This is a genomic window from Sphaerisporangium perillae (assembly GCF_023276435.1).
Lineage (GTDB): Bacteria > Actinomycetota > Actinomycetes > Streptosporangiales > Streptosporangiaceae > Sphaerisporangium > Sphaerisporangium perillae.
This window is the reverse complement of sequence record NZ_JALLPO010000044.1, coordinates 1-18,557: the sequence shown is the minus strand read 5'-3', so window position 1 is coordinate 18,557 and position 18,557 is coordinate 1. Positions and strand designations below refer to the sequence as shown.

Sequence of the window (18,557 nt, the reverse complement as noted above, 5' to 3'; positions counted from 1 at the left end):
GACGCCGTTACCTGCTCTCACAGACAGAGCAGTGGGTGAGGCCGGCGGCTTCGGCGTCGGCCTTGGACATCGTTTCCAAAGTGCCGGGCTCCGAGCCCTTGATCAGGGGGCAGGCGGAGCTGTGGTAGCGCCGGGTGCCGGGGATGATCTTGACCATGCCGGGCCTCATGGCCTCGACGGTGGATCCCGTCTGGCCGGGCGCGTCGGCCGTCTTGCCCGGCCTGTCAGTCCCCTCGCCGGTCCCGTCCGCCTCATTGCCGGACCCGTCCGTCTCCTTGCCCGACTCTCCCGTCGCCTTGCCTGAGCTGCCGGTCGTCTCACCCTGCCGGCCGGTCGGCTTGCGGGCATCGATGACGGGGAGCATCGCGGTGTCGTCCACCTCCCGATCGGGGGGGTCGGCGCTCTGCGGGGAGGCGGTGCTCCTGCCTTGCGGAGAGCTCTTGGCCGGCTCGTGCGTGCTCGTGCTCTTCGCCGGGGTCTTCTGCTCCGCTGCCTTGGACTGCGCCGGCTTCTGCACAGCGCTCTTCGGCTCCGGCCTCGGCTCGGGGTCGGCGGTGTTCGCCGGATCGCGGGGCTTGCTCGCGTCCGGGGAAGGCTTCTCGGCGCCGGAGGGCTTGGCCGGACCGGCGGGGGTGGGCGGGGCCGGGGGCTTGGCGGGCTCCGGCCGCTTGAACGCCTGGAAGGGCGAGGCCGCCTCGGGGACGACCGGAGGCGTGAAGGGGAAGGGTGACCTGGAGGAGGCCGGGGACGGGGAGGAAGCGGTGGTCTCCCGACCGCTCCCCGCGGCCTCGGCGGGCCTGGAGGAGGTCGAGGACGTGCTCTCGCGACGGTCGTTCCGGGAACTCGGAGAGGTCGGGGAGGTGGTCTCGCGGTCACTTCGGGACGAGGCGCTCTCGCGGTCACTTGGGGACGAGGCCGAAGAGGAGGCCTCACGGTCACTCCGGGACGGGGACGGGGAGGTGGTCTCGCGGTCTGTCCGGGAGGAGGCCTGTGAGGGGGCCTCACGGTCGCTTCTGGAGGTGTCTGCGGGCGTGGCGGAAGCGGGCCGGTATGGAGGAGTCCCGGCGCGCCCGGGGGTCCTCTCGGGCGATTCCTTCGCCTGCTCGCCGGGGACCTGGGTCACCGGCCGCGTCTCCTGGGATTGGTAGCCGGTCGTGGCCCGCTCAGAGGTAGCCGGGCGGTCCTGCGTGGCCGGGCGGTCCTGCGCCTTGGAGGCAGGGCCGCCGTCGGACCTGAGAGCCGACTCTGGGGTGCGACCGGATTCGGAGGAACGACCTGGCTCGGCGGTACGGCCCGGGGTGGAAGTGCGCCCTGATTCGGGGGTGCCGCCTCTCTCAGAGGCGCGATCACCCGTCGAGTCGCGTTCGGTCCCGGAATCGCGGGCCGTCTCTGGCGTGCGGCCGGACAGGGAGGTGCGACCGGCCTCGGATCTGAACGCGGACCCGGAGGTGCGGGGCGATTCGGCGGAGCCGGGCGATCCGGGGGCACCGGTGATCTCGGAGGTGCGGGACGACTCGGGAGTACGCCTCGGCTCGGAGGAGCGGGCCGGCTCGGAAGTTCGGGTGGGGGGTGTGGCGGGCTTGTAGCCGTCGGGGAGGCAGGTGGTGCAGGCGGTGAAGCCTTCCTCGCGTGCCTCTTCGTAGGTGAGCTCCTCGAACTCGCGTCCGGTGAGCTGGCGGCATCCGGGCAGGTGGAACCGCTTGCGCCCGGGAATGACCAGGACGATCTCGTCGGGAGACGGCCCGCCTCTCGCGCCGCCGCCGGCCCGGACCTGCCCTGGCGCGGGGAAACCCCGCGGCGGAGCCAGGGTGGCCGTCTGGTGCGCCATGTGCGGCGCGGCCATGGGTCGGCCGAGCGGTGAGGAAGGCCCGCGCGGCGGGCCCCCCGGGGAGGCCACCATCCCTGATCCCCCCGAGACCATCGCCCCGGGCTGCCCCATCACACCACTCGTGACGCCGGCACCCACCGGAGACATCGTCCCCGCCGGCGTGCCGCCGGAGGGGAACAGCTCATGGCGTCGCAGCAGCGCCCCGATCATCAGGAAGAGCGCGGACAGCACGCTGACCACGATCGACCACATGACCAAAACCGCTGTTCCGGTCACTACGCCCACGACCAAGAGGCCGAAGGCGAGGACGACCAGAATGGCGCTGACGTAGATCACAGGAGCTCCCAGTCGCGGGTCGGTGAGGGACCTGACCCGTTAACTTAACGGCGATCGTTGTGAGGGCCGTCAACTCCCTGGAAGGCGCCGGAGTGCTGCGAGGGCTCGGGGGCGAACGGGTTGTTCTGGCCCTGCATCTGCTGCTGGCCACCGGGGGCGACAGCGTGGGACATGGCCGGAGCCCCGCCCATCTGAGCACCCACGACGGGGAAGCCGCCGCTGCCCTCGGCCGAGACGTTCAGCTCGGCGAGCTGGTTCTCGAGGTAGAGCTTGAGCCTGCTGCGGTACTCGCGCTCGAAGCTCCGCAGCTCCTCCACCTTGCGCTCGAGCTCGTCGCGGGTCTGCACCAGCGAGCCCATCGCCTGACGGTGGCGCTCCTGCGCGTCGCGCTCGAGCGTCTCGGCACGGGCGCGCGCGTCACCGATGATCTGCTCGGCCTGGCGGCGGGCCTTGCCGAGGATCTCGTCGGCCTCGCGTCGCGCACGCGTGACCGTCTCGTCCGCCTCGCGGCGGGCGTCGGCGATCGCCTGGTCCGCGGTCTGCTGCGCCAGGGCGAGCACGCGGGCGGCGGTGTCCATGTTGTCCTCGGCGGGGGGCATCCCCATGCCGACGGGCACCGGCTCGGGCCGCACGGGCTCCGGCGGCTTCATGGGCTCGGGCTGCGGGGCCATCATCTCGGGCCTGGGCTCGGCGACCGGGGCCGGCGCCATGCTCATGCCCATGCCACCTGGCACCTTGCCACGCAGGCACTCGGTGAGCTTCGCGCGAAGCTCCTCGTTCTCCTGGATGAGGCGGTCCAGTTCGGCCTCCACCTCATCAAGGAAGGCGTCGACTTCTTCCTCGTCGTACCCCGGCCTGAGCCGGGTCGTACTGAACTGCTTGTTCCGCACATCAGCGGGCGTCAGCGGCATTTCGGTCTCCTTGGCGCGCTCGGAGTCTGTCCGGAGGACGGTCCCCGATCAAAAACGAAGCGCGGACACGATTTGGATCATGACCAAGACCACAATGAACAGCACTGTGAAGCTTAGGTCAAAGGCCACCGTACCCAACCGGAGGGGCGGAATGAAACGGCGGAGGAACTTGAGAGGTGGATCGGTCGCCGTGTAGGTGACCTCCGCCAGCACCAGGACCACCCCTCGGGGCTGCCAGGAGCGGGCGAACGCCTGCACCGCATCAAAGATCATTCTGCCGATCAGTAGCACGAGATAGATGTACAGGACGGTGACCAAGATGTCCTTAACGATCCCCACGGTCGCGTCCTGCCTCCATCCCGATCTTCCGACCTCGGTCCGGGCGGGCCATGTGTGGCCGTTCACTGCTCATAGTGGAACTCTAGCTCTGGTTGAAGAACCCGCGTTCCGCGATTCGGGCCTTGTCCTCGGCGGTCACCTCGACATTGGCAGGGGACAACAGGAACACCTTGTTGGTAACACGTTCAATGCTGCCATGTAGGCCAAAGACCAGACCTGCCGCGAAATCAACAAGCCGCTTCGCGTCGCTGTCGACCATTTCTGTCAGATTCATGATGACGGGTGTGCCCTCGCGGAAGTGCTCGCCGATCGTCCGCGCCTCGTTGTACGTGCGCGGGTGAAGGGTCGTGATCCGCGCCAGATCCGTCGTACGGCGCTCGACGACCGCCGCCCCCGACCGAGGAGCGGGGACAGGGCTTTCGACCTCTTCCTGGCCGTCTTGGGGCGTTCCAAGGACCCGCTCATCCCCGCGGCGCCGGTCGACGTAGTCGTCGGTGTAATCGTCGTCGTCGGCGTAGTTGCCATAATCGGGGTAGCGGTCGTCCTCCACGAGACCGAGGTAGACCGCCATCTTGCGCATCGCGCCGGCCATCGCTACGTCGTCCTCCTGCTCATGGTCGCCGCACCCAGCAACCTAAGGCACCGCTGTCGACCTCTGCTCGGATACATGGACATCAAGGTCCACTCGGGGGGACATTACCTGACGAAGGGCTTCCGGCAACCGAGCAACGCCGTACCGACACGCAGGTGTGTCGATCCATGGGCTATCGCCTGCCGCAGATCTCCACTCATGCCCGCAGAAATGACCCGCGCATTCGGATGTTCGACCTGTAAAGCGGATGAAAGTTGCCAAAGCCGAGCGAATGCCCGATCGGCGTCGCCGCCGAGCGGGGCGACGGCCATGACCCCGCCGAGGACCAGTCCTTCCGACTTCGCGATCAGCTCGGCCAGGGCCGGCAGGCCGTCCGGCACGACGCCGCCGCGGCCGGGATCGTCGTCCAGCGCCACCTGCACCAGGCAGGTCACCTGCCTGCCCGCCCTGACCGCCTCGCGGGCGAGCGCCTCGACCAGCCGGGGACGGTCGACCGAGTGCACCACGTCGGCGTAGGACACCACGGACTTCGCCTTGTTGGTCTGGATCTGGCCGACGAAGTGCCAGGTCAGCGGGAGGTCGGCGCATTCGCTCGCCTTGACCGCGGCCTCCTGGTCACGGTTCTCCCCGACGTCCCCGATCCCGAGCGCCGCGAGGATCCGCACGTCGGAGGCGGGATAGGTCTTGGTCACGGCGACGAGGGTGATCTCGTGGCGAGCGCGTCCGGCCGCCTCGCAGGCGGCCGCGATGCGGCGCTCGACCTCGGCGAGGCCGGCCGCGATCTCGTCGCGGCGGGTGGTGTTCGGGTCGTTCACGTGGGGGTTCGATCACTTCAGGGAGTCAGGAACATACAGTCGGGTCACTACAGCTTATGGAAGGCGCGAGACACGTGCCGCCACCCCGGCAGGGGAGGGCGGGCACGTGCCGGTGCTCACTTCATGGAACGCGCCGGCGCTCACCTCAGGGAACGCGCCGGTGCTCACTTCAGGAAATCGGGGACGTCCAGCTCCTCTTCCTGCTCCTCGAAGACCACCGGGCGGCGCCGGGCGGGCTCGGAGACGCGGGAGGTGATCGGCGTCGGGGGCTCGGGCGCCGGCCTTGGGATCGACACCGGCCCCGTGGCCTGCTGCTGGTCGCCGTGCGACCCCTGAGCACCCTGCGACCCCTGGCCGGCCTCCCCCGCGGTGCCCTCACGAGTGAAGGCGGCAGGGCCGGACGCGGAGGCGCTCACGGCCGCGGGCGCCGAGTCGGCGGCCGGGGCAGGGTCGGGCACCGCGGCCGGCACGGCGGACGCGGGCTGCGCCGACGGCAGCGGACGGACGGGGGCGGGACGCTGCTCGGCCCGCGACGGCTCGCTCTTGTGCGTGGGGAAGGCGGGCGCGGCGGAACGGGCCGGCTGGCTCGCCCCTCCGGCCGGGGCGGACGCCGACGGGGCGGAGCGAGCCGGAGCCTGGGTGCGCGCCGCGGGCTGCGCCGGGGCGGACTGCTTCTCCAGCACGGGTTCGTCGAAGCCGGCGGCGATGACCGTCACGCGCACCTCGTCGCCGAGCGCGTCGTCGATGACCGTCCCGAAGATGATGTTGGCGTCCAGGGCGGCGGCGCTGGACACCAGCTGGGCCGCCTCGTTGATCTCGAAGAGGCCCAGATCGGAGCCGCCCGCGATGGACAGCAGCACCCCGTGGGCGCCGTCGATGCTGGCCTCCAGCAGCGGGCTGGACACCGCCATCTCGGCCGCGGCGACGGACCTGTCGTCCCCGCGCGCGTGCCCGATGCCCATCAGCGCCGAGCCCGCGCCCGACATGACGGACTTCACGTCGGCGAAGTCCAGGTTGATCAGACCGGGCGTGGTGATGAGGTCGGTGATGCCCTGCACACCGGACAGCAGGACCTGGTCGGCCGCCTTGAAGGCGTCCAGCACGCTGACCTGCCGATCGGAGATCGACAGCAGCCGGTCGTTCGGGATGACGATGAGGGTGTCGACCTCGTCGCGCAGCGTCTCGATGCCGGCCTCGGCCTGCGCCGCGCGGCGCCTGCCCTCGAAGCTGAAGGGCCGGGTCACCACACCTATGGTCAGCGCGCCGAGCGAGCGGGCGATGTTCGCCACCACGGGGGCGCCGCCGGTGCCGGTGCCGCCTCCCTCGCCCGCCGTGACGAAGACCATGTCGGCGCCCTTCAGGACCTCCTCGATCTCCTCGCGATGATCCTCGGCGGCCTTGCGCCCGACCTCGGGATTGGCTCCCGCGCCGAGGCCGCGCGTGAGCTCGCGGCCCACGTCCAGCTTGACGTCGGCGTCACTCATCAGCAGCGCCTGGGCGTCGGTGTTGATGGCGATGAACTCGACGCCCTTGAGTCCCTCCTCGATCATCCGGTTCACGGCGTTCACTCCGCCGCCGCCGATGCCGACGACCTTGATGACCGCGAGGTAGTTCTGCGGTGCTGCCACGACGAGGGGCCTTTCCGCTCGTTGACTTGCATTACGTGAGGCCCGAAACGGTGCCGGACCTTCTTGTTTAACTCTCACCCTCAAGTTGAGATTTAGAGTTATGTCAACCTGAGGAATGATACGGACAGTAGGGTTGCCCCTCCCCCAGGGTCAACTCACCGCGCCGCAAGCTCGCCCGGCGTGTCGCGGCCTGTCCCTTTCGCTCCTGCCGGAACCTGTCCGGCTGTGGGGCATATCACTTGACTGTCACGACATCGGGCGAACTGACGTCGTAGCTGTCGGCCGGACGTTCCAGCAGCGTGCGGACGATGCGGGCCTTGTCCCGCGTACGTTCGGCCCCGCCCCACATGATCGTACGGCCATCGCCCAGCCGTAGCGAGACATCCTGCGCCGACGTGGCGCGCAGCGTCTGGACCTGGCGCGCCAGGTCGCGTGGGAGGCCTGCCGCGACCGCGAGGGCGGCCACGGTCGCCGGGTCGCCCTGCCCGAAGCGGTCGAGGTGGAGCGAGGGAAGCCCGGCGGGCGCCACGTCCCTGACCTCGACCACGATGCCGTGCCGGTCGACCAGCGCCGACTTGCCGGCCGAGGGCACCACTGCCACCGGCCTGCGCTCGACGACGCGGACCTTGAGGGTGCTCGGCCAGCCGCGCTCCACGCTCACCGACTCCACCTGCCTGAGCGCCGCGACCCTGCGCCGGACCAGCTCGAGGTCCACGGTCGCCATCGGCTGCCGGTCGGGCACCCCGGCCGCCTGGCGGACCTGGTCGGGCGAGAGGCCCGACGAGCCGGCGATGCCGGAGACCGCGACGCGGCGCACCCCGAGGACCGGTGAGGAGAACACCAGCCAGGCGGCGGCCCCCACCACCCCGCAGGACAGCAGGACCACGAAGGCCGTGCGCCACGTCCGCGAGGTCACCGCGAGGCGAGCTCGGCGACGATGTGCGGGCCGAGCTCTGTCACGTCTCCGGCCCCCATGGTGAGCACGATGTCACCGGCGCGCGCCCGCTCGGCCACCAGCGCCGGGACCGAGCCGCGGTCGGGCACGTAGGCGACCTGCGCGGCCGGCAGCGGCACCTTGCCCGCCACGAGCGCGCCGGAGACGCCGGGCTCGGGGTCCTCGCGCGCGCCGTAGACGTCGAGCACGATGGCCTCGTCGGCGAGCCCGAGCGCGGCGCCGAACTCGTCGGCGAAGAAGCGGGTGCGGGAGTACAGGTGCGGCTGGAAGACCGCGATCACGCGGCCGGAGGGCCCGGAGAACGACGCCACCACGTCACGCGCGGCGCGCAGGTCGGCGGCCAGCTCGGTGGGGTGGTGGGCGTAGCTGTCGAAGACGGCGACCCCGGCGGCCTCGCCCTTGGCCTCGAACCGGCGCTTGGCCCCGGTGAAGGCCGCCAGCCCGTCGCGGAACTCGTCGAACGGCACGCCGAGCTCCTCGGCGACCGCGAGGGCGGCGGTGGCGTTCAGCGCGTTGTGCCTGCCGGGCACGACCAGCCGCACCTCGCCCCTGCCCTCCACGGTGAACGCGACGCCGAACCCGTCGGGCGCGATGCCGGTCACGCGGAAGTCCGCGCCCTCGGCCTCGCCGTACGTGCGCACCCGCAGGCCCCTTGCCCGGGCCAGGGGGACGAGGGCGGCGGCGCCCGGGTCGTCGGCGCAGACCACGAGGACCGAGCCGATGCGCTCGACGAAGCGGGCGAAGCTGTCGTGCACCGCCTGCGGGTCGCCGTAGTTGTCCAGGTGGTCGGCCTCCACGTTGGTCACCACGGCCACGCCGGGGGCGAGCATGAGGAAGGAGCCGTCGCTCTCGTCGGCTTCGGCCACGAACACGTCGCCCGCGCCCTCGTCGGCGCCGAGGCCGGTCGTGACGAGCTGGCCGCCCACGCAGTAGGACGGGTCGCGCCCGCACTTCTGCAGGGCGACGGTGAGCATGGAGGTCGTGGTGGTCTTGCCGTGGGTGCCGGCGACCGCGATGCCGGTGCGCCCCACCATGACCGCGGCCAGCGCCGCCGCCCGGGGGATGACGCGCAGCCCCTGGCGCAGCGCCTCCCCGAGCTCGGGGTTGGAGTCGCGGATCGCGGTGGAGACCACGACGGTGTCGACGTTCCTGATGTGCGAGGCGGCGTGGCCGACGTGCACCGTGGCGCCCAGCTCGCGAAGCTCGGTGACCATCTGGGAGCTGCGGGCGTCGCTGCCGGAGACCCCCACCCCCCGCTTGAGCAGGATGCGCGCGATGCCGGACATGCCGGACCCGCCGATGCCGATGAAGTGGACGCGGCCGAGGTCTCCGGCGGCCACCGGGTCGATCAGCTTCACCAGGCTCATCGGCGGCCTCCAGTGGACGCGATCTGCATCACCTTGCGCGCCAGCACCATGTCGGCGTCCTTGCGGCCCATGCGGGAGGCGGCGTCGGACATCTGCACCACCCGCTCCGGGTCGCGCAGGATGGGCAGCACGTGCTGGATGATCCAGTCGGCGGTCAGGTCGGCGTTGTCCACCATGATCCCTCCCCCGGCCTCGACGATCGGCGCGGCGTTGAGCTTCTGCTCGCCGTTGCCGTGCGGAAGCGGGACGTAGGCCGCCGGGAGCCCAACGGCGGTCAGCTCCGCGCAGGTCATCGCCCCGCTGCGGCACAGCACGAAGTCGGCGGCGGCGTAGGCGAGGTCCATGCGGTCGACGTAGGGCAGCACGACGTACTGCGGGTCGCCGGGCGGCGGCTCCTGGCTGACGGTGTTCTTGGGGCCGATCACGTGGAGCACCTGGACTCCCGCGTGGCGCAGCACCGGCGCCGAGGCCAGAGCCGCCTCGTTGAGCGCGCGCGCCCCCTGCGAGCCGCCGAAGACCAGCAGCGTCGGCCGGTCGTTCTCCAGGCCGAAGTAGGACCTGGCCTTGTCGCCCGTCGACAGCCGGTCGAGCGAGACGATCTCGCTGCGCAGCGGGATGCCGACGTACTCGGCGTGCGGCAGCGCGGCGTCGGGGTGGCCGGTGTAGACGTGGTCGGTGAGCCGGGAGCCGAGCCGGTTGGCGAGGCCGGGACGCGGGTTGGCCTCGTGCACCGCGATCGGCACCCCGCGCCGCCGCGCGGCCAGGTAGGCCGGGGTGGCGACGTAGCCGCCGAAGCCGACCAGCACGTCGGCCCGGACGCGGTCCATGATGCCCGCGGCGGCGTTGATCGCCCCGGCCAGCCGGCCGGGGACGGTGAGCAGCTGCGGCGTGATGGCGCGCGGCAGCGGGACCGCGGGCACCAGCGCCAGCTCATACCCTCGCGCGGGAACCAGCCTGGTCTCCAGCCCGCGCTCGGTGCCGAGGCAGGTGATCCCGATGCCCGGGTCCAGCCTGCGCAGCGCGTCGGCCAGCGCCAGGGCGGGTTCGATGTGGCCGGCCGTACCGCCGCCCGCGAGGACCACCCTCATGTCGGTCCTTTCACTCCACGTGCCTCGATGTCGGCCTGGCCCGCTTCGGCCGGCGGATGCCCGCCGGCGGGCGACCCAGGCCAAGCCAGCTTAGAGCCCTCGCCACGGGTCCGGGTCCACGCGCCGCCAGCGCGTCGGCCGCGCCGGGCTCCAGTTTGGCGAACGACAGCAGCATGCCGAGCGCCGCCAGCGTGGGCAACAGCGCCGAACCCCCGTACGACACCAGGGGCAGCGGGATGCCGGTGATCGGCAGCGCGCCGATCACCGCGCCGATGTTGACGATCGCCTGACCTGCGATCCAGGCGACGGCCGCGGAGGCCGTCAGCCGGATGAACGGGTCCTTCACCCGGGAGGCCACGCGCAGCCCGGCGTACCCGAGCAGGCCGAACAGGGCGACCACCACCAGGGTGCCCATCAGGCCGAGCTCCTCGCCGATGATCGAGAAGATGAAGTCGCTCTCGGCGTGCGGCACCCGGCCCCATTTCTGCCTGCCGTTGCCGAGGCCGAGCCCGAACCAGCCTCCCGACCCCATCGCGATCTGGCCCATGGCGGCCTGGTAGCCGGTCCCCCGGACGTTGCCCCAGACGTCCAGCCAGCCCTGGATGCGGGCGGAGCGGTAGCCTTCCACGCTGATCATGATCGTGGTGGCCAGGGTGGCGACGGCGAGGATGCCGCCGAACAGCCGCAGCGGCGCGCCGACGACCCACAGCAACGCCAGGAAGATCAGCATGAGGACGAGCGTGGTGCCGAGGTCGCGCCCGATCATGACGAGAAGGGCGAGGATCGCGGTGCCCGGCATGAGCGGGATCAGCAGATGCCGCCACTCGATCAGGCCGCCCTTGGCCTTGCGCGCGAGCAGGTCGGCCCCCCACAGCACCAGGCCGAGCTTCGCGGGCTCGGAGGGCTGGATGGTCAGGCTGCCGATGTAGATCCACCGCTGGGCGCCCTGCTCGGTCTCGCCGATGAAGATGACCATGATCAGGCCGATGATCGCGATGGCCATCAGCGGGTAGCCCGCGAGGCGGAAGAACCTCGGCGGCAGCCGCGAGCAGAGCCACATCAGCGGCAGGCCGATGGCGACCGAGATCGACTGTTTGAGGAACCAGTAGAACGGGTCGCCCTTGAGCTGCAACGCCATGATGCTGGAGGCGGACAGGACCATCATCAGGCCGAGGGCGAGCAGCAGGGCGCTGCAGCCGAGCACCAGGTAGTAGGACGTCAGCGGCCGGTCGAGCAGCTTGCCGAGCGCCGTGAGCCGCTCGCGCCACCATCCTTTGACCTCCGCGCCGCCCGCGGCGATCGCCGTGTCGCTCATCGGGGGCCCTCGCTCATCGCGGCGACCCGGACGCCAGGCGGTGGACGGCTCGCGCGAACGCCTCCCCACGGGCACCGTAATCGGCGAACATGTCAAGCGAGGCGCCCGCGGGGGCGAGCAGCACGGTGTCTCCGGGGGAGGCGAGCCGGGCGGCTTCGGTGACGACACGGTCCATGACCCCAGTGTCTTGCCCCTCGACCTCCACGACCGGAACATTCGACGCGTGTCGCGCCAGAGCCTCGCGAATTCGTGCCCGATCGGCCCCGAGGAGCACGGCGCCGCGCAGCCGGGCCGCCGCCCGCCGGACGAGGTCGTCGACCTCCGCGCCCTTCAGCAGGCCGCCGGCGACCCACACGATGGACGGGTAGGCGGCCAGGGACGCCGAGGCGGCGTGCGGGTTGGTCGCCTTGGAGTCGTCCACGTAGTCGACCTTCTCCACCCGCGCGACGTGCGCGATGCGGTGGGGGTCCGGTACGTAGTCGAGCAGGCCCTGGCGCACGGCGGCGGCGGGCACGCCGTACGCGCGGGCGAGCGCCGCCGCGGCGAGCGCGTTGGCCACGTTGTGCGGCGCGAACGGGCGGACATCGGCCAGGGTGGCGAGCTCCTCGGCGCCCCCGTCGGGGTCGGCGACGAAGGCGCGGTCGACGAGCAGGTCCTCCACGACGCCGACCTGCCCCCGCGCGGGCACCCGCAGCGTGAACCCCGTCACGGGCGCGGCCCCGCTCCCCTGTCCCGCGTACGGCGCGGCCAGGCGGGTGGACCAGGGATCGTCGGCGTTGCAGACGATCGTCCCGGCCCGCTGGTAGATGCGCCCCTTGACGCGGGCGTACTCCTCCATGGAGCCGTGCCAGTCGAGGTGGTCGTCGGCGACGTTCAGGACCGCGGCGGCCCTTGGGGCCAGGCTAGAGGACCAGTGGAGCTGGAAGCTCGACAGCTCCACCGCCAGCACGTCGTAGGGCTGCTCGACGGCCTCCACGATCGGCGTGCCGACGTTGCCGACCGCGACGGCGTCGTGGCCGGCGGCCCGCAGCATGGCGGTGAGCATGCGCACGGCCGTGGTCTTGCCGTTGGTGCCGGTCAGCGCCAGCCAGGGCGCGGCCCCCTCGGGCCGCCGCCGCCAGGCCAGCTCGACCTCGCCGATCACCTCGACGCCCTTGGCCGCGGCCGCCACGAGCAGGGGCTGGTCGGGCCGCCAGCCGGGCGAGGTGACCACGAGGGACGCCTCGGAGGGCAGCTCGGCGCCGAACCGGACCTCGGCCCCGAGGCCGGCCAGCTCGGCCGCCGCGGCCCGCTGCCGATCGCCGTCCCGGGCCTCGACCACCACGACGTGATGGCCGTCCCGCAGGAGACTGCGCGCGGCCGCCCTCCCTGAGACCCCGAGACCCGCCACGCAGATTGTGGACGGGATCATGGCTTGGGCATCCACTCGACGTAGAACAGGCCGAGGCCGGCGGCGGCGCACAGGGCGGCGATCAGCCAGAAGCGCACCACGATCGTCGTCTCGGCCCAGCCCTTCAACTCGAAGTGGTGCTGGAGGGGTGCCATGCGGAACACCCGTCTGCCGGTCATCTTGAAGAACCCGACCTGGATGATCACCGAGGCGGTGATGACGACGCACAGGCCGGCCAGGATGAACAGCAGGAACTGGGTGCGGGTGGTGATGGCGAGGCCGGCGAGCACCCCGCCGAGCGCCAGCGAGCCGGTGTCGCCCATGAAGATCTTCGCGGGCGGGGCGTTCCACCACAGGAAGCCGACGAGCGCGCCGAGGACGGCCGCGGCGACCACCGCCAGGTCGAGCGGGTCGCGGACCCAGTAACAGTTGGGGCCGAGCTGGTTCAGGCAGCTGTTGCGGAGCTGCCAGTTGCCGATGAGCACGTACGCCGCGAGGACGACGCCGGTGGCGCCGCTGGCCAGGCCGTCGAGGCCGTCGGTGAGGTTCACGGCGTTCGAGAAGCCCACGATCATGATGAGGACCCAGATCGTGAAGACCACGATGCCGACGGAGGGCCCGAAGTCGCGCAGGAACGAAAGGCGCGTCTCGGCGGGCGTGATCGAGTAGGCGTTCTTGAACTGGACCACGAGCACCGCGAAGACCGCGCCGACGATGAGCTGCCCGAGCGCCTTGGCGCCGCTGCGCAGGCCGAGGCTCCGCTGCTTGTAGATCTTGATGAAGTCGTCGAGGAAGCCCACCGTGCCGAGGCCGGTCATCAGGAACAGCACCAGCACGGCCGAGGCCGTCGGCGGCGACCAGGTGGCCAGGTGGGAGCAGGCGAAGCCGATGAGCGAGGCGATGACCAGCACCGTGCCGCCCATGGTGGGCGTGCCGCGCTTCTCCTGGTGCCCTGAGGGCCCCTCCTCGCGGATGTTCTGGCCATACCCCCTGCGGCTGAAGAGCCTGATCGCGAGGGGGGTGCCGAGCATCGACAGCAGCAGCGCCACCCCGGCGGCGACGAGGATGTCCCTCATCGGGCGTCACCACCGGCGAGGGCCTCGGCCACCCGTTCTAGACCGGCGGCGCGCGGGCCCTTGACGAGCACCACGTCGCCGGGGGCGAGCCGGGCGGACAGCTCGGCGGCGGCGGTCGCCGCGTCGGGCGCGTGGACGGCCGGGGCGCCCTTGGCGCCCGCGAGGACCGGCCAGGCGTCGTCGCCGACGACCCAGAGCCCTGACAGGCCCGCCTGGGCGGCGAGCCGGCCGACGTCCTCGTTGAGCGCGTCGCTCTCTTCGCCGAGCTCGCGCATCGAGGCGATCACGGCGTACTTGCGCCGGTCCTTGCCGAGCACGCCGAGCGTCTGGAACGCCGCGCGCATGGAGTCGGGGTTGGCGTTGTACGCGTCGTTGATCACGGTGACGCCGTCGGGGCGGTCCTTGACCTCCATGCGCCAGCGACTGCGCGGCTCGGCCCGCGACAGCTCCTCGGCGATGGTCGCCACCGGCAGGCCGAGCTCGTAGGCCGCGGCGGCGGCGGCGAGGGCGTTCTCGACGGCGTGCGCGCCGTACAGGCGCAGCCGCACCGGCGCGGAGCCCGAGGGCGTGCGCAGGGTGAAGGCCGCCCTGCCCCGCTCGTCCAGGGTCTCCTCCTCGGCGCGCACGCCCGCCTCGGCGGAGCGCCCGTACCAGCTGACGCGGGCCTGGGTGCGGTCGGCCATGGCCCGGACGAAGGGGTCGTCGGCGTTGAGCACGGCGACTCCGTCGGCGGGCAGCGCCTCGACCAGCTCTCCCTTGGCCTTGGCGATCTGCTCGCGCCCGCCGAACACGCCGAGGTGGGCGGTGCCGACGTTGAGCACGACGCCGATCTTCGGCCGGGCGATGCCGGTGAGGTAGGCGATGTGGCCCTCCTCACGGGCGCTGAGCTCCAGCACCAGGAAGCGGGTGTCGTGATCGGCCCGCAGCACGGTCAGGGGGTGGCCGATCTCGTTGTTGTAGCTGCCGGCCGGCGCGATGGTGGCGCCGATGCGGGTGGTGAGCCCGGCGAGGAGGTCCTTGGTCGTGGTCTTCCCCGCCGACCCGGTGACCCCGACGACGGTGGTGCCCGGCAGCTCGGCGGCCGTGGCGGTGGCGAGCCGTGCCAGCGCGGCGACGACGTCGCCCACGATCACGCACGGCGCCTCGACGGGCCTGCTCGCCAGCACGGCGACCGCGCCGGCCTGGCAGGCCTGCGCGGCGAAGTCGTGCCCGTCGGCCCGCGCTCCCCTGATCGCCACGAACAGCGAACCCGGCTCGGCGGCGCGCGAGTCGATCAGGACGGGCCCGCGGACCACGGCGCGGGGATCGGCCATGCCCGCGAGGGCACCCGAGGTGATCTCGGCGATCCTTGCCAGCGGCAACGGGATCATCAGTTTTCCCTACTCTCCAAAAGCTGTCCGTGCGTGTCGGGGGGGCCGGCGCCTCGCACGGGGGCACCCGGCCCGGCATCGCATCAGCCTCGCACAACGCCACCCGTCACATGCGGTCACGTCTGCGGATCGCCTCCGCGACCACCTGCCTGTCGTCGAACGGCAGCACCTCACCGTCCACGTACTGACCCTGCTCGTGACCCTTGCCCGCGACGACCACCACGTCGCCGGATCCGGCCCGCCCGACGGCGAGGTCGATCGCCGCGGCCCGGTCGGGCTCCACGACCACGTGCGCCCGCTCGCGCCAGGGCACCTTCAGCGCGCCCTCGAGCATGGCCAGAAGGATGCGCAGGGGGTCCTCCGAGCGGGGGTTGTCGCTGGTGAGGATCGCGACGTCGGCCAGGCGTGCCGCCGCCTCCCCCATCATCGGGCGCTTGCCGCGGTCGCGGTCGCCGCCGCACCCGAGGACGATGATCAGGTTGCCCGAGGTCACCTCGCGCAGCGCCCGCAGCACCGACTCGACCGCGCCCGGCTTGTGGGAGTAGTCGACGATGGCCTGGAAGCCCTGGGCGCCCGGCACCCGCTCCATGCGGCCCGGGACGCCGGTGACCGTCCCCACTCCGTGCACGGCCGCCTGCAGCGGCACCCCGGCCTCCACGAGGGTGACGAGCGCGCCGAGGGTGTTGGCGACGTTGAACGGGCCCGGCAGGGCCACCGACACGTCCGCCTCGATGCCGCCGGGCCCGATCACCCTGAAGGTGCTGCCGTCGGAGCCCAGGCGCACGTCCTGGGCGCGCCAGTCGGCCTCCGCGGCCCCTTCTGCCGAGAACGTCGTGACCGGCACCTTGGCGATGCCCACGAGCTCCCTGCCGTGGCCGTCGTCGAGGTTGACGACCCCCACGCGGCACATCTCGGGGGTGAACAGCCGGGCCTTGGTCAGGAAGTACTCGTCGAGATCGCTGTGGAAGTCCAGGTGGTCCTGGGAGAGGTTCGTGAACAGCGCCACGTCGTAGGACACCCCGTCGACCCGCCCGAGGGCCAGGGCGTGGCTGGAGACCTCCATGGCGGCGGCGGTGACGCCGTCCTCGCGCATGAGCGCCAGCAGCCCCTGCAGGTCGGTGGCCTCCGGGGTGGTCAGCGTGGGCGGGAAGGTCATGTCACCGACGTGGATCTCCACGCCGCCGACCAGCCCGGTGCGGTGGCCCGCCGCCCGCAGGCCGGCCTCCAGCAGGAACGTGGTGGTCGACTTGCCGCTGGTGCCGGTAACGCCGAGAAGCAGCAGGCCGGTGGAGGGGTGCCCGTACACCCAGGCGGCGACCTGGCCGAGCACCGAGCGCGGGTCGGGCACCACCAGGACCGGCACCCCGGTCGCGACCGCGGCCTCGCGTCCCGTGGGGTCGGTCAGGATCGCCACGGCCCCGCCCGAGACGGCGGCGGCGGCGAACGCGGCGCCGTGGGCGGTGTTGCCCGGCAGCGCGACGTACAGGTCGCCCTGCTTGATCTGGCGGGAGTCGATGGTGACTCCGGTCACGGCGGCGAGCGGCGCGCGGGGGCCGCCCGAGGGCGCGCCGAGCATGGCCGCCAGGCCGGAGAGCGGGCGGACCGGGCAGGCCGTGGGACGCATGGACGGGGGACGCACGGGCGAGAGCGTACCTTCCCCCGTCACCCGTCGGTGCTCATGCGCACCGATGGAGCGGTCGTACCGGTCGGCGGGATCTTACGGCTCTTCAACGCGAACGTCATGACATCCTTGAACACGGGCGCGGCGATCTCCCCGCCGAAGTGGCCGTTCTCCGGGGCCTGGAGGACTGCCAGCGCCACCAGACGAGGCGCGTCGGCGGGAGTGAACCCCACAAACGTAGCGGTATATCCGCAATACCCTCTGCAGTTCTCGTCGTATCGCATTGCCGTGCCGGTTTTACCCGCCACCCGGTAACCCTTGATGGCCGCGAGCGAGCCGGTGCTGCCCTCGGCGCTCACCGCCGCCTCCAGCATCCCGGTGATGTCCTTGGCGGTGCGGGCGGTGATGACCCGGCTCTGCTTGGCCGGCTTGGCGGGGATCAGCTTGTGGTGCTGGTCGATCGTGCCCGCGACGATCTGCGGGGTGATCCGCACGCCTCCGTTGGCGATGGTCTGGTAGACGCTCGCCATCTGCAGGGCCGTGACCGAGACCCCTTGGCCGAAGGCGATCGTGCAGCGCTGGCTCCCCGACCACGACTCCCGCCGGGGCAGCAGCCCGGCCTCCTCGCCGTAGAACCCCGCGCCGGTCTTGGCGCCGAAGCCGAAGGCCTTCAGCATGTTGTACAGCGGCTGGTCGCCCACCTTGTCGGCGACCATGATCGTGCCCACGTTGCTGGACTCGGCGATGATCCCGGTGAAGGTCAGGTGCTCGGGGGCGTGCGGGTGGGCGTCGCTGAGCAGCCGGTCCGCGCACTGGTACTTGTCCTTGACCTCGAACACCGTCTCGGGCCTGACCGCTCCGGCCTCCAGCGCCGCGGCGGCCGTGATGACCTTGTTCGTGCTCCCCGGCTCGAAGACCTCCGACACCGCGCGGTTGCCGAGGTCGGCCGATGGGGCCTTGCGCCAGTTGTTGAGGTCGACCTCGGGGGCGTTGGCCATGGCGACCACCTGGCCCGTGCGGACGTCCATGACGATCACGCTGCCGCTGCGGGCGCCGGTGTCCTTGACCTGCCGCGCGATCGCCTCCTGCGCGGCCCACTGGACGTCGCGGTCGATGGTGAGCCGGATGCCCTGCCCCGCGACCGGCTCCTGCCGGATGCTCCGCGTCATGGGGATGCGCTGCCCGGTGCCGCCGGTCTCGATGGTCTGGCTGCCGTCCTTGCCGGCGAGCAGCTTGTCGTAGACCTGCTCGAAGCCCGTCAGGCCGTGGCCCTCGACGCCGACGAAGCCCAGCAGCCCGCCGGCGAGGTTCCCGCCCGGGTAGAGCCGCTGGTAGTGCGGCGTGGCCGCCACTCCGTCGATCTTGAGCTTGAGCACGCTCGTGGCGGTGCCCATGGGCACGTTGCCCGCCAGCAGCGTGTACTGCGTCTTCGTCTGCGCCAGCTTGGCGACGATCTCGTTCTTGTCGACCTTGAGCAGCGCGGCCAGGGAGGCGGCGACCTGGTCACGCTTCGCCGGCGGCACCTTGGTCGGATCGGCGGAGATCTGGCGCGCCTCGACCGTGATGGCCAGCTCGTGGCCGTTGACGTCGGTGATGGACCCCCGGCGGGCGGGCAGCGCCTCCTCGTGGACCCGCAGCGTCGCGGCCTTGGCCTCGAACACCTTGGAGTCGAGCCCCTGGAGCTGGACCAGCCGCCCGGCGAACAGCGACAGCACGACGGCCATGCCCAACAGGCCGACGTTGATCCGGCGGGAGGGGTTGCCCAGGCGCAGCGGGGCGGCCGGGCGCGGCGTCCAAGACAGGCGCGGCCCCGGGCGCCGCGCGGGCCCGCCGGCGGCCTCCCCGGGACGGCCCCGTGGCGGGACGCGCCGCGGGCCCTGCCCGGTGCCGAGCACGCGGCGCGGGGTGGCGATGGTGGCCTCGGGC

The 18,557-nt window shown here is 72.0% G+C and carries 15 protein-coding genes; all 15 read right to left on the bottom strand.

Features of this window, described 5'->3' with window-relative positions; genetic code table 11:
* Nucleotides 1-7: 7 nt before the first annotated feature.
* The gene (locus MYF83_RS43280; protein ID WP_279340438.1) at nucleotides 8-2,164 is read right to left on the bottom strand and encodes a hypothetical protein; all 2,157 of its coding nucleotides are present in this window, start codon (nucleotides 2,162-2,164) and stop codon (nucleotides 8-10) included.
* A 44-nt stretch (nucleotides 2,165-2,208) separates the two neighbouring features.
* Nucleotides 2,209-3,075, bottom strand: a complete 867-nt coding sequence (locus MYF83_RS33880) for a DivIVA domain-containing protein (protein ID WP_248964835.1) — start codon at nucleotides 3,073-3,075, stop codon at nucleotides 2,209-2,211.
* Nucleotides 3,076-3,123: 48 nt separating this feature from the next.
* The gene (locus MYF83_RS33875) at nucleotides 3,124-3,414 is read right to left on the bottom strand and encodes a YggT family protein (protein ID WP_248964834.1); all 291 of its coding nucleotides are present in this window, start codon (nucleotides 3,412-3,414) and stop codon (nucleotides 3,124-3,126) included.
* An 82-nt stretch (nucleotides 3,415-3,496) separates the two neighbouring features.
* Nucleotides 3,497-4,006 carry a cell division protein SepF gene (locus tag MYF83_RS33870; RefSeq protein WP_248964833.1) on the bottom strand — a complete coding sequence of 170 codons (510 nt, stop codon included), beginning with the start codon at nucleotides 4,004-4,006 and terminating at the stop codon, nucleotides 3,497-3,499.
* Between the two features lie 104 nt (nucleotides 4,007-4,110).
* Nucleotides 4,111-4,821 (bottom strand): YggS family pyridoxal phosphate-dependent enzyme, encoded by a 711-nt coding sequence (locus MYF83_RS33865; RefSeq protein WP_248964832.1) that lies wholly within the window; start codon nucleotides 4,819-4,821, stop codon nucleotides 4,111-4,113.
* A 164-nt stretch (nucleotides 4,822-4,985) separates the two neighbouring features.
* Nucleotides 4,986-6,449 carry a cell division protein FtsZ gene (gene ftsZ, locus MYF83_RS33860; protein WP_248964831.1) on the bottom strand — a complete coding sequence of 488 codons (1,464 nt, stop codon included), beginning with the start codon at nucleotides 6,447-6,449 and terminating at the stop codon, nucleotides 4,986-4,988.
* Between the two features lie 235 nt (nucleotides 6,450-6,684).
* Nucleotides 6,685-7,365, bottom strand: a complete 681-nt coding sequence (locus MYF83_RS33855) for a cell division protein FtsQ/DivIB (protein WP_248964830.1) — start codon at nucleotides 7,363-7,365, stop codon at nucleotides 6,685-6,687.
* On the bottom strand, nucleotides 7,362-8,771 hold the full coding sequence (gene murC, locus MYF83_RS33850) for a UDP-N-acetylmuramate--L-alanine ligase (protein WP_248964829.1): 1,410 nt from the start codon (nucleotides 8,769-8,771) through the stop codon (nucleotides 7,362-7,364). Before murC ends, MYF83_RS33855 begins: the two co-directional genes overlap by 4 nt.
* Nucleotides 8,768-9,859 carry an undecaprenyldiphospho-muramoylpentapeptide beta-N-acetylglucosaminyltransferase gene (gene murG / locus MYF83_RS33845; protein WP_248964828.1) on the bottom strand — a complete coding sequence of 364 codons (1,092 nt, stop codon included), beginning with the start codon at nucleotides 9,857-9,859 and terminating at the stop codon, nucleotides 8,768-8,770. Before murG ends, murC begins: the two co-directional genes overlap by 4 nt.
* Nucleotides 9,860-9,869: 10 nt before the next feature.
* On the bottom strand, nucleotides 9,870-11,174 hold the full coding sequence (ftsW, locus tag MYF83_RS33840; protein ID WP_248964827.1) for a putative lipid II flippase FtsW: 1,305 nt from the start codon (nucleotides 11,172-11,174) through the stop codon (nucleotides 9,870-9,872).
* Between the two features lie 13 nt (nucleotides 11,175-11,187).
* The gene (murD, locus tag MYF83_RS33835; RefSeq protein ID WP_248964826.1) at nucleotides 11,188-12,585 is read right to left on the bottom strand and encodes a UDP-N-acetylmuramoyl-L-alanine--D-glutamate ligase; all 1,398 of its coding nucleotides are present in this window, start codon (nucleotides 12,583-12,585) and stop codon (nucleotides 11,188-11,190) included.
* Entirely contained in the window at nucleotides 12,582-13,640 is a 1,059-nt protein-coding gene (gene mraY, locus MYF83_RS33830; RefSeq protein ID WP_248964825.1) for a phospho-N-acetylmuramoyl-pentapeptide-transferase, read from the bottom strand. Before mraY ends, murD begins: the two co-directional genes overlap by 4 nt.
* The gene (locus MYF83_RS33825) at nucleotides 13,637-15,010 is read right to left on the bottom strand and encodes a UDP-N-acetylmuramoyl-tripeptide--D-alanyl-D-alanine ligase (protein ID WP_248964824.1); all 1,374 of its coding nucleotides are present in this window, start codon (nucleotides 15,008-15,010) and stop codon (nucleotides 13,637-13,639) included. The genes mraY and MYF83_RS33825 overlap by 4 nt, the downstream gene beginning before the upstream one ends.
* Before the next feature lie 106 nt (nucleotides 15,011-15,116).
* Entirely contained in the window at nucleotides 15,117-16,634 is a 1,518-nt protein-coding gene (locus tag MYF83_RS33820) for a UDP-N-acetylmuramoyl-L-alanyl-D-glutamate--2,6-diaminopimelate ligase (RefSeq protein WP_248964882.1), read from the bottom strand.
* 38 nt (nucleotides 16,635-16,672) lie between these two features.
* Complete coding sequence (locus MYF83_RS33815) at nucleotides 16,673-18,355, bottom strand: peptidoglycan D,D-transpeptidase FtsI family protein (RefSeq protein WP_504974986.1); 1,683 nt, start codon at nucleotides 18,353-18,355, stop codon at nucleotides 16,673-16,675.
* Nucleotides 18,356-18,557 lie beyond the last annotated feature (202 nt).

Coding starts and splice junctions, on each gene's coding strand:
- MYF83_RS33880 (WP_248964835.1), bottom strand. CDS start 3,075: ATGCCGCTGACGCCCGCTGATGTGCGGAACAAGCAGTTCAGTACGACC.
- MYF83_RS33870 (WP_248964833.1), bottom strand. CDS start 4,006: ATGGCCGGCGCGATGCGCAAGATGGCGGTCTACCTCGGTCTCGTGGAG.
- murC (WP_248964829.1), bottom strand. CDS start 8,771: ATGAGCCTGGTGAAGCTGATCGACCCGGTGGCCGCCGGAGACCTCGGC.
- murG (WP_248964828.1), bottom strand. CDS start 9,859: ATGAGGGTGGTCCTCGCGGGCGGCGGTACGGCCGGCCACATCGAACCC.
- ftsW (WP_248964827.1), bottom strand. CDS start 11,174: ATGAGCGACACGGCGATCGCCGCGGGCGGCGCGGAGGTCAAAGGATGG.
- murD (WP_248964826.1), bottom strand. CDS start 12,585: ATGATCCCGTCCACAATCTGCGTGGCGGGTCTCGGGGTCTCAGGGAGG.
- mraY (WP_248964825.1), bottom strand. CDS start 13,640: ATGAGGGACATCCTCGTCGCCGCCGGGGTGGCGCTGCTGCTGTCGATG.
- MYF83_RS33825 (WP_248964824.1), bottom strand. CDS start 15,010: ATGATCCCGTTGCCGCTGGCAAGGATCGCCGAGATCACCTCGGGTGCC.
- MYF83_RS33820 (WP_248964882.1), bottom strand. CDS start 16,634: ATGCGTCCCACGGCCTGCCCGGTCCGCCCGCTCTCCGGCCTGGCGGCC.
- MYF83_RS33815 (WP_504974986.1), bottom strand. CDS start 18,355: ATGGCCGTCGTGCTGTCGCTGTTCGCCGGGCGGCTGGTCCAGCTCCAG.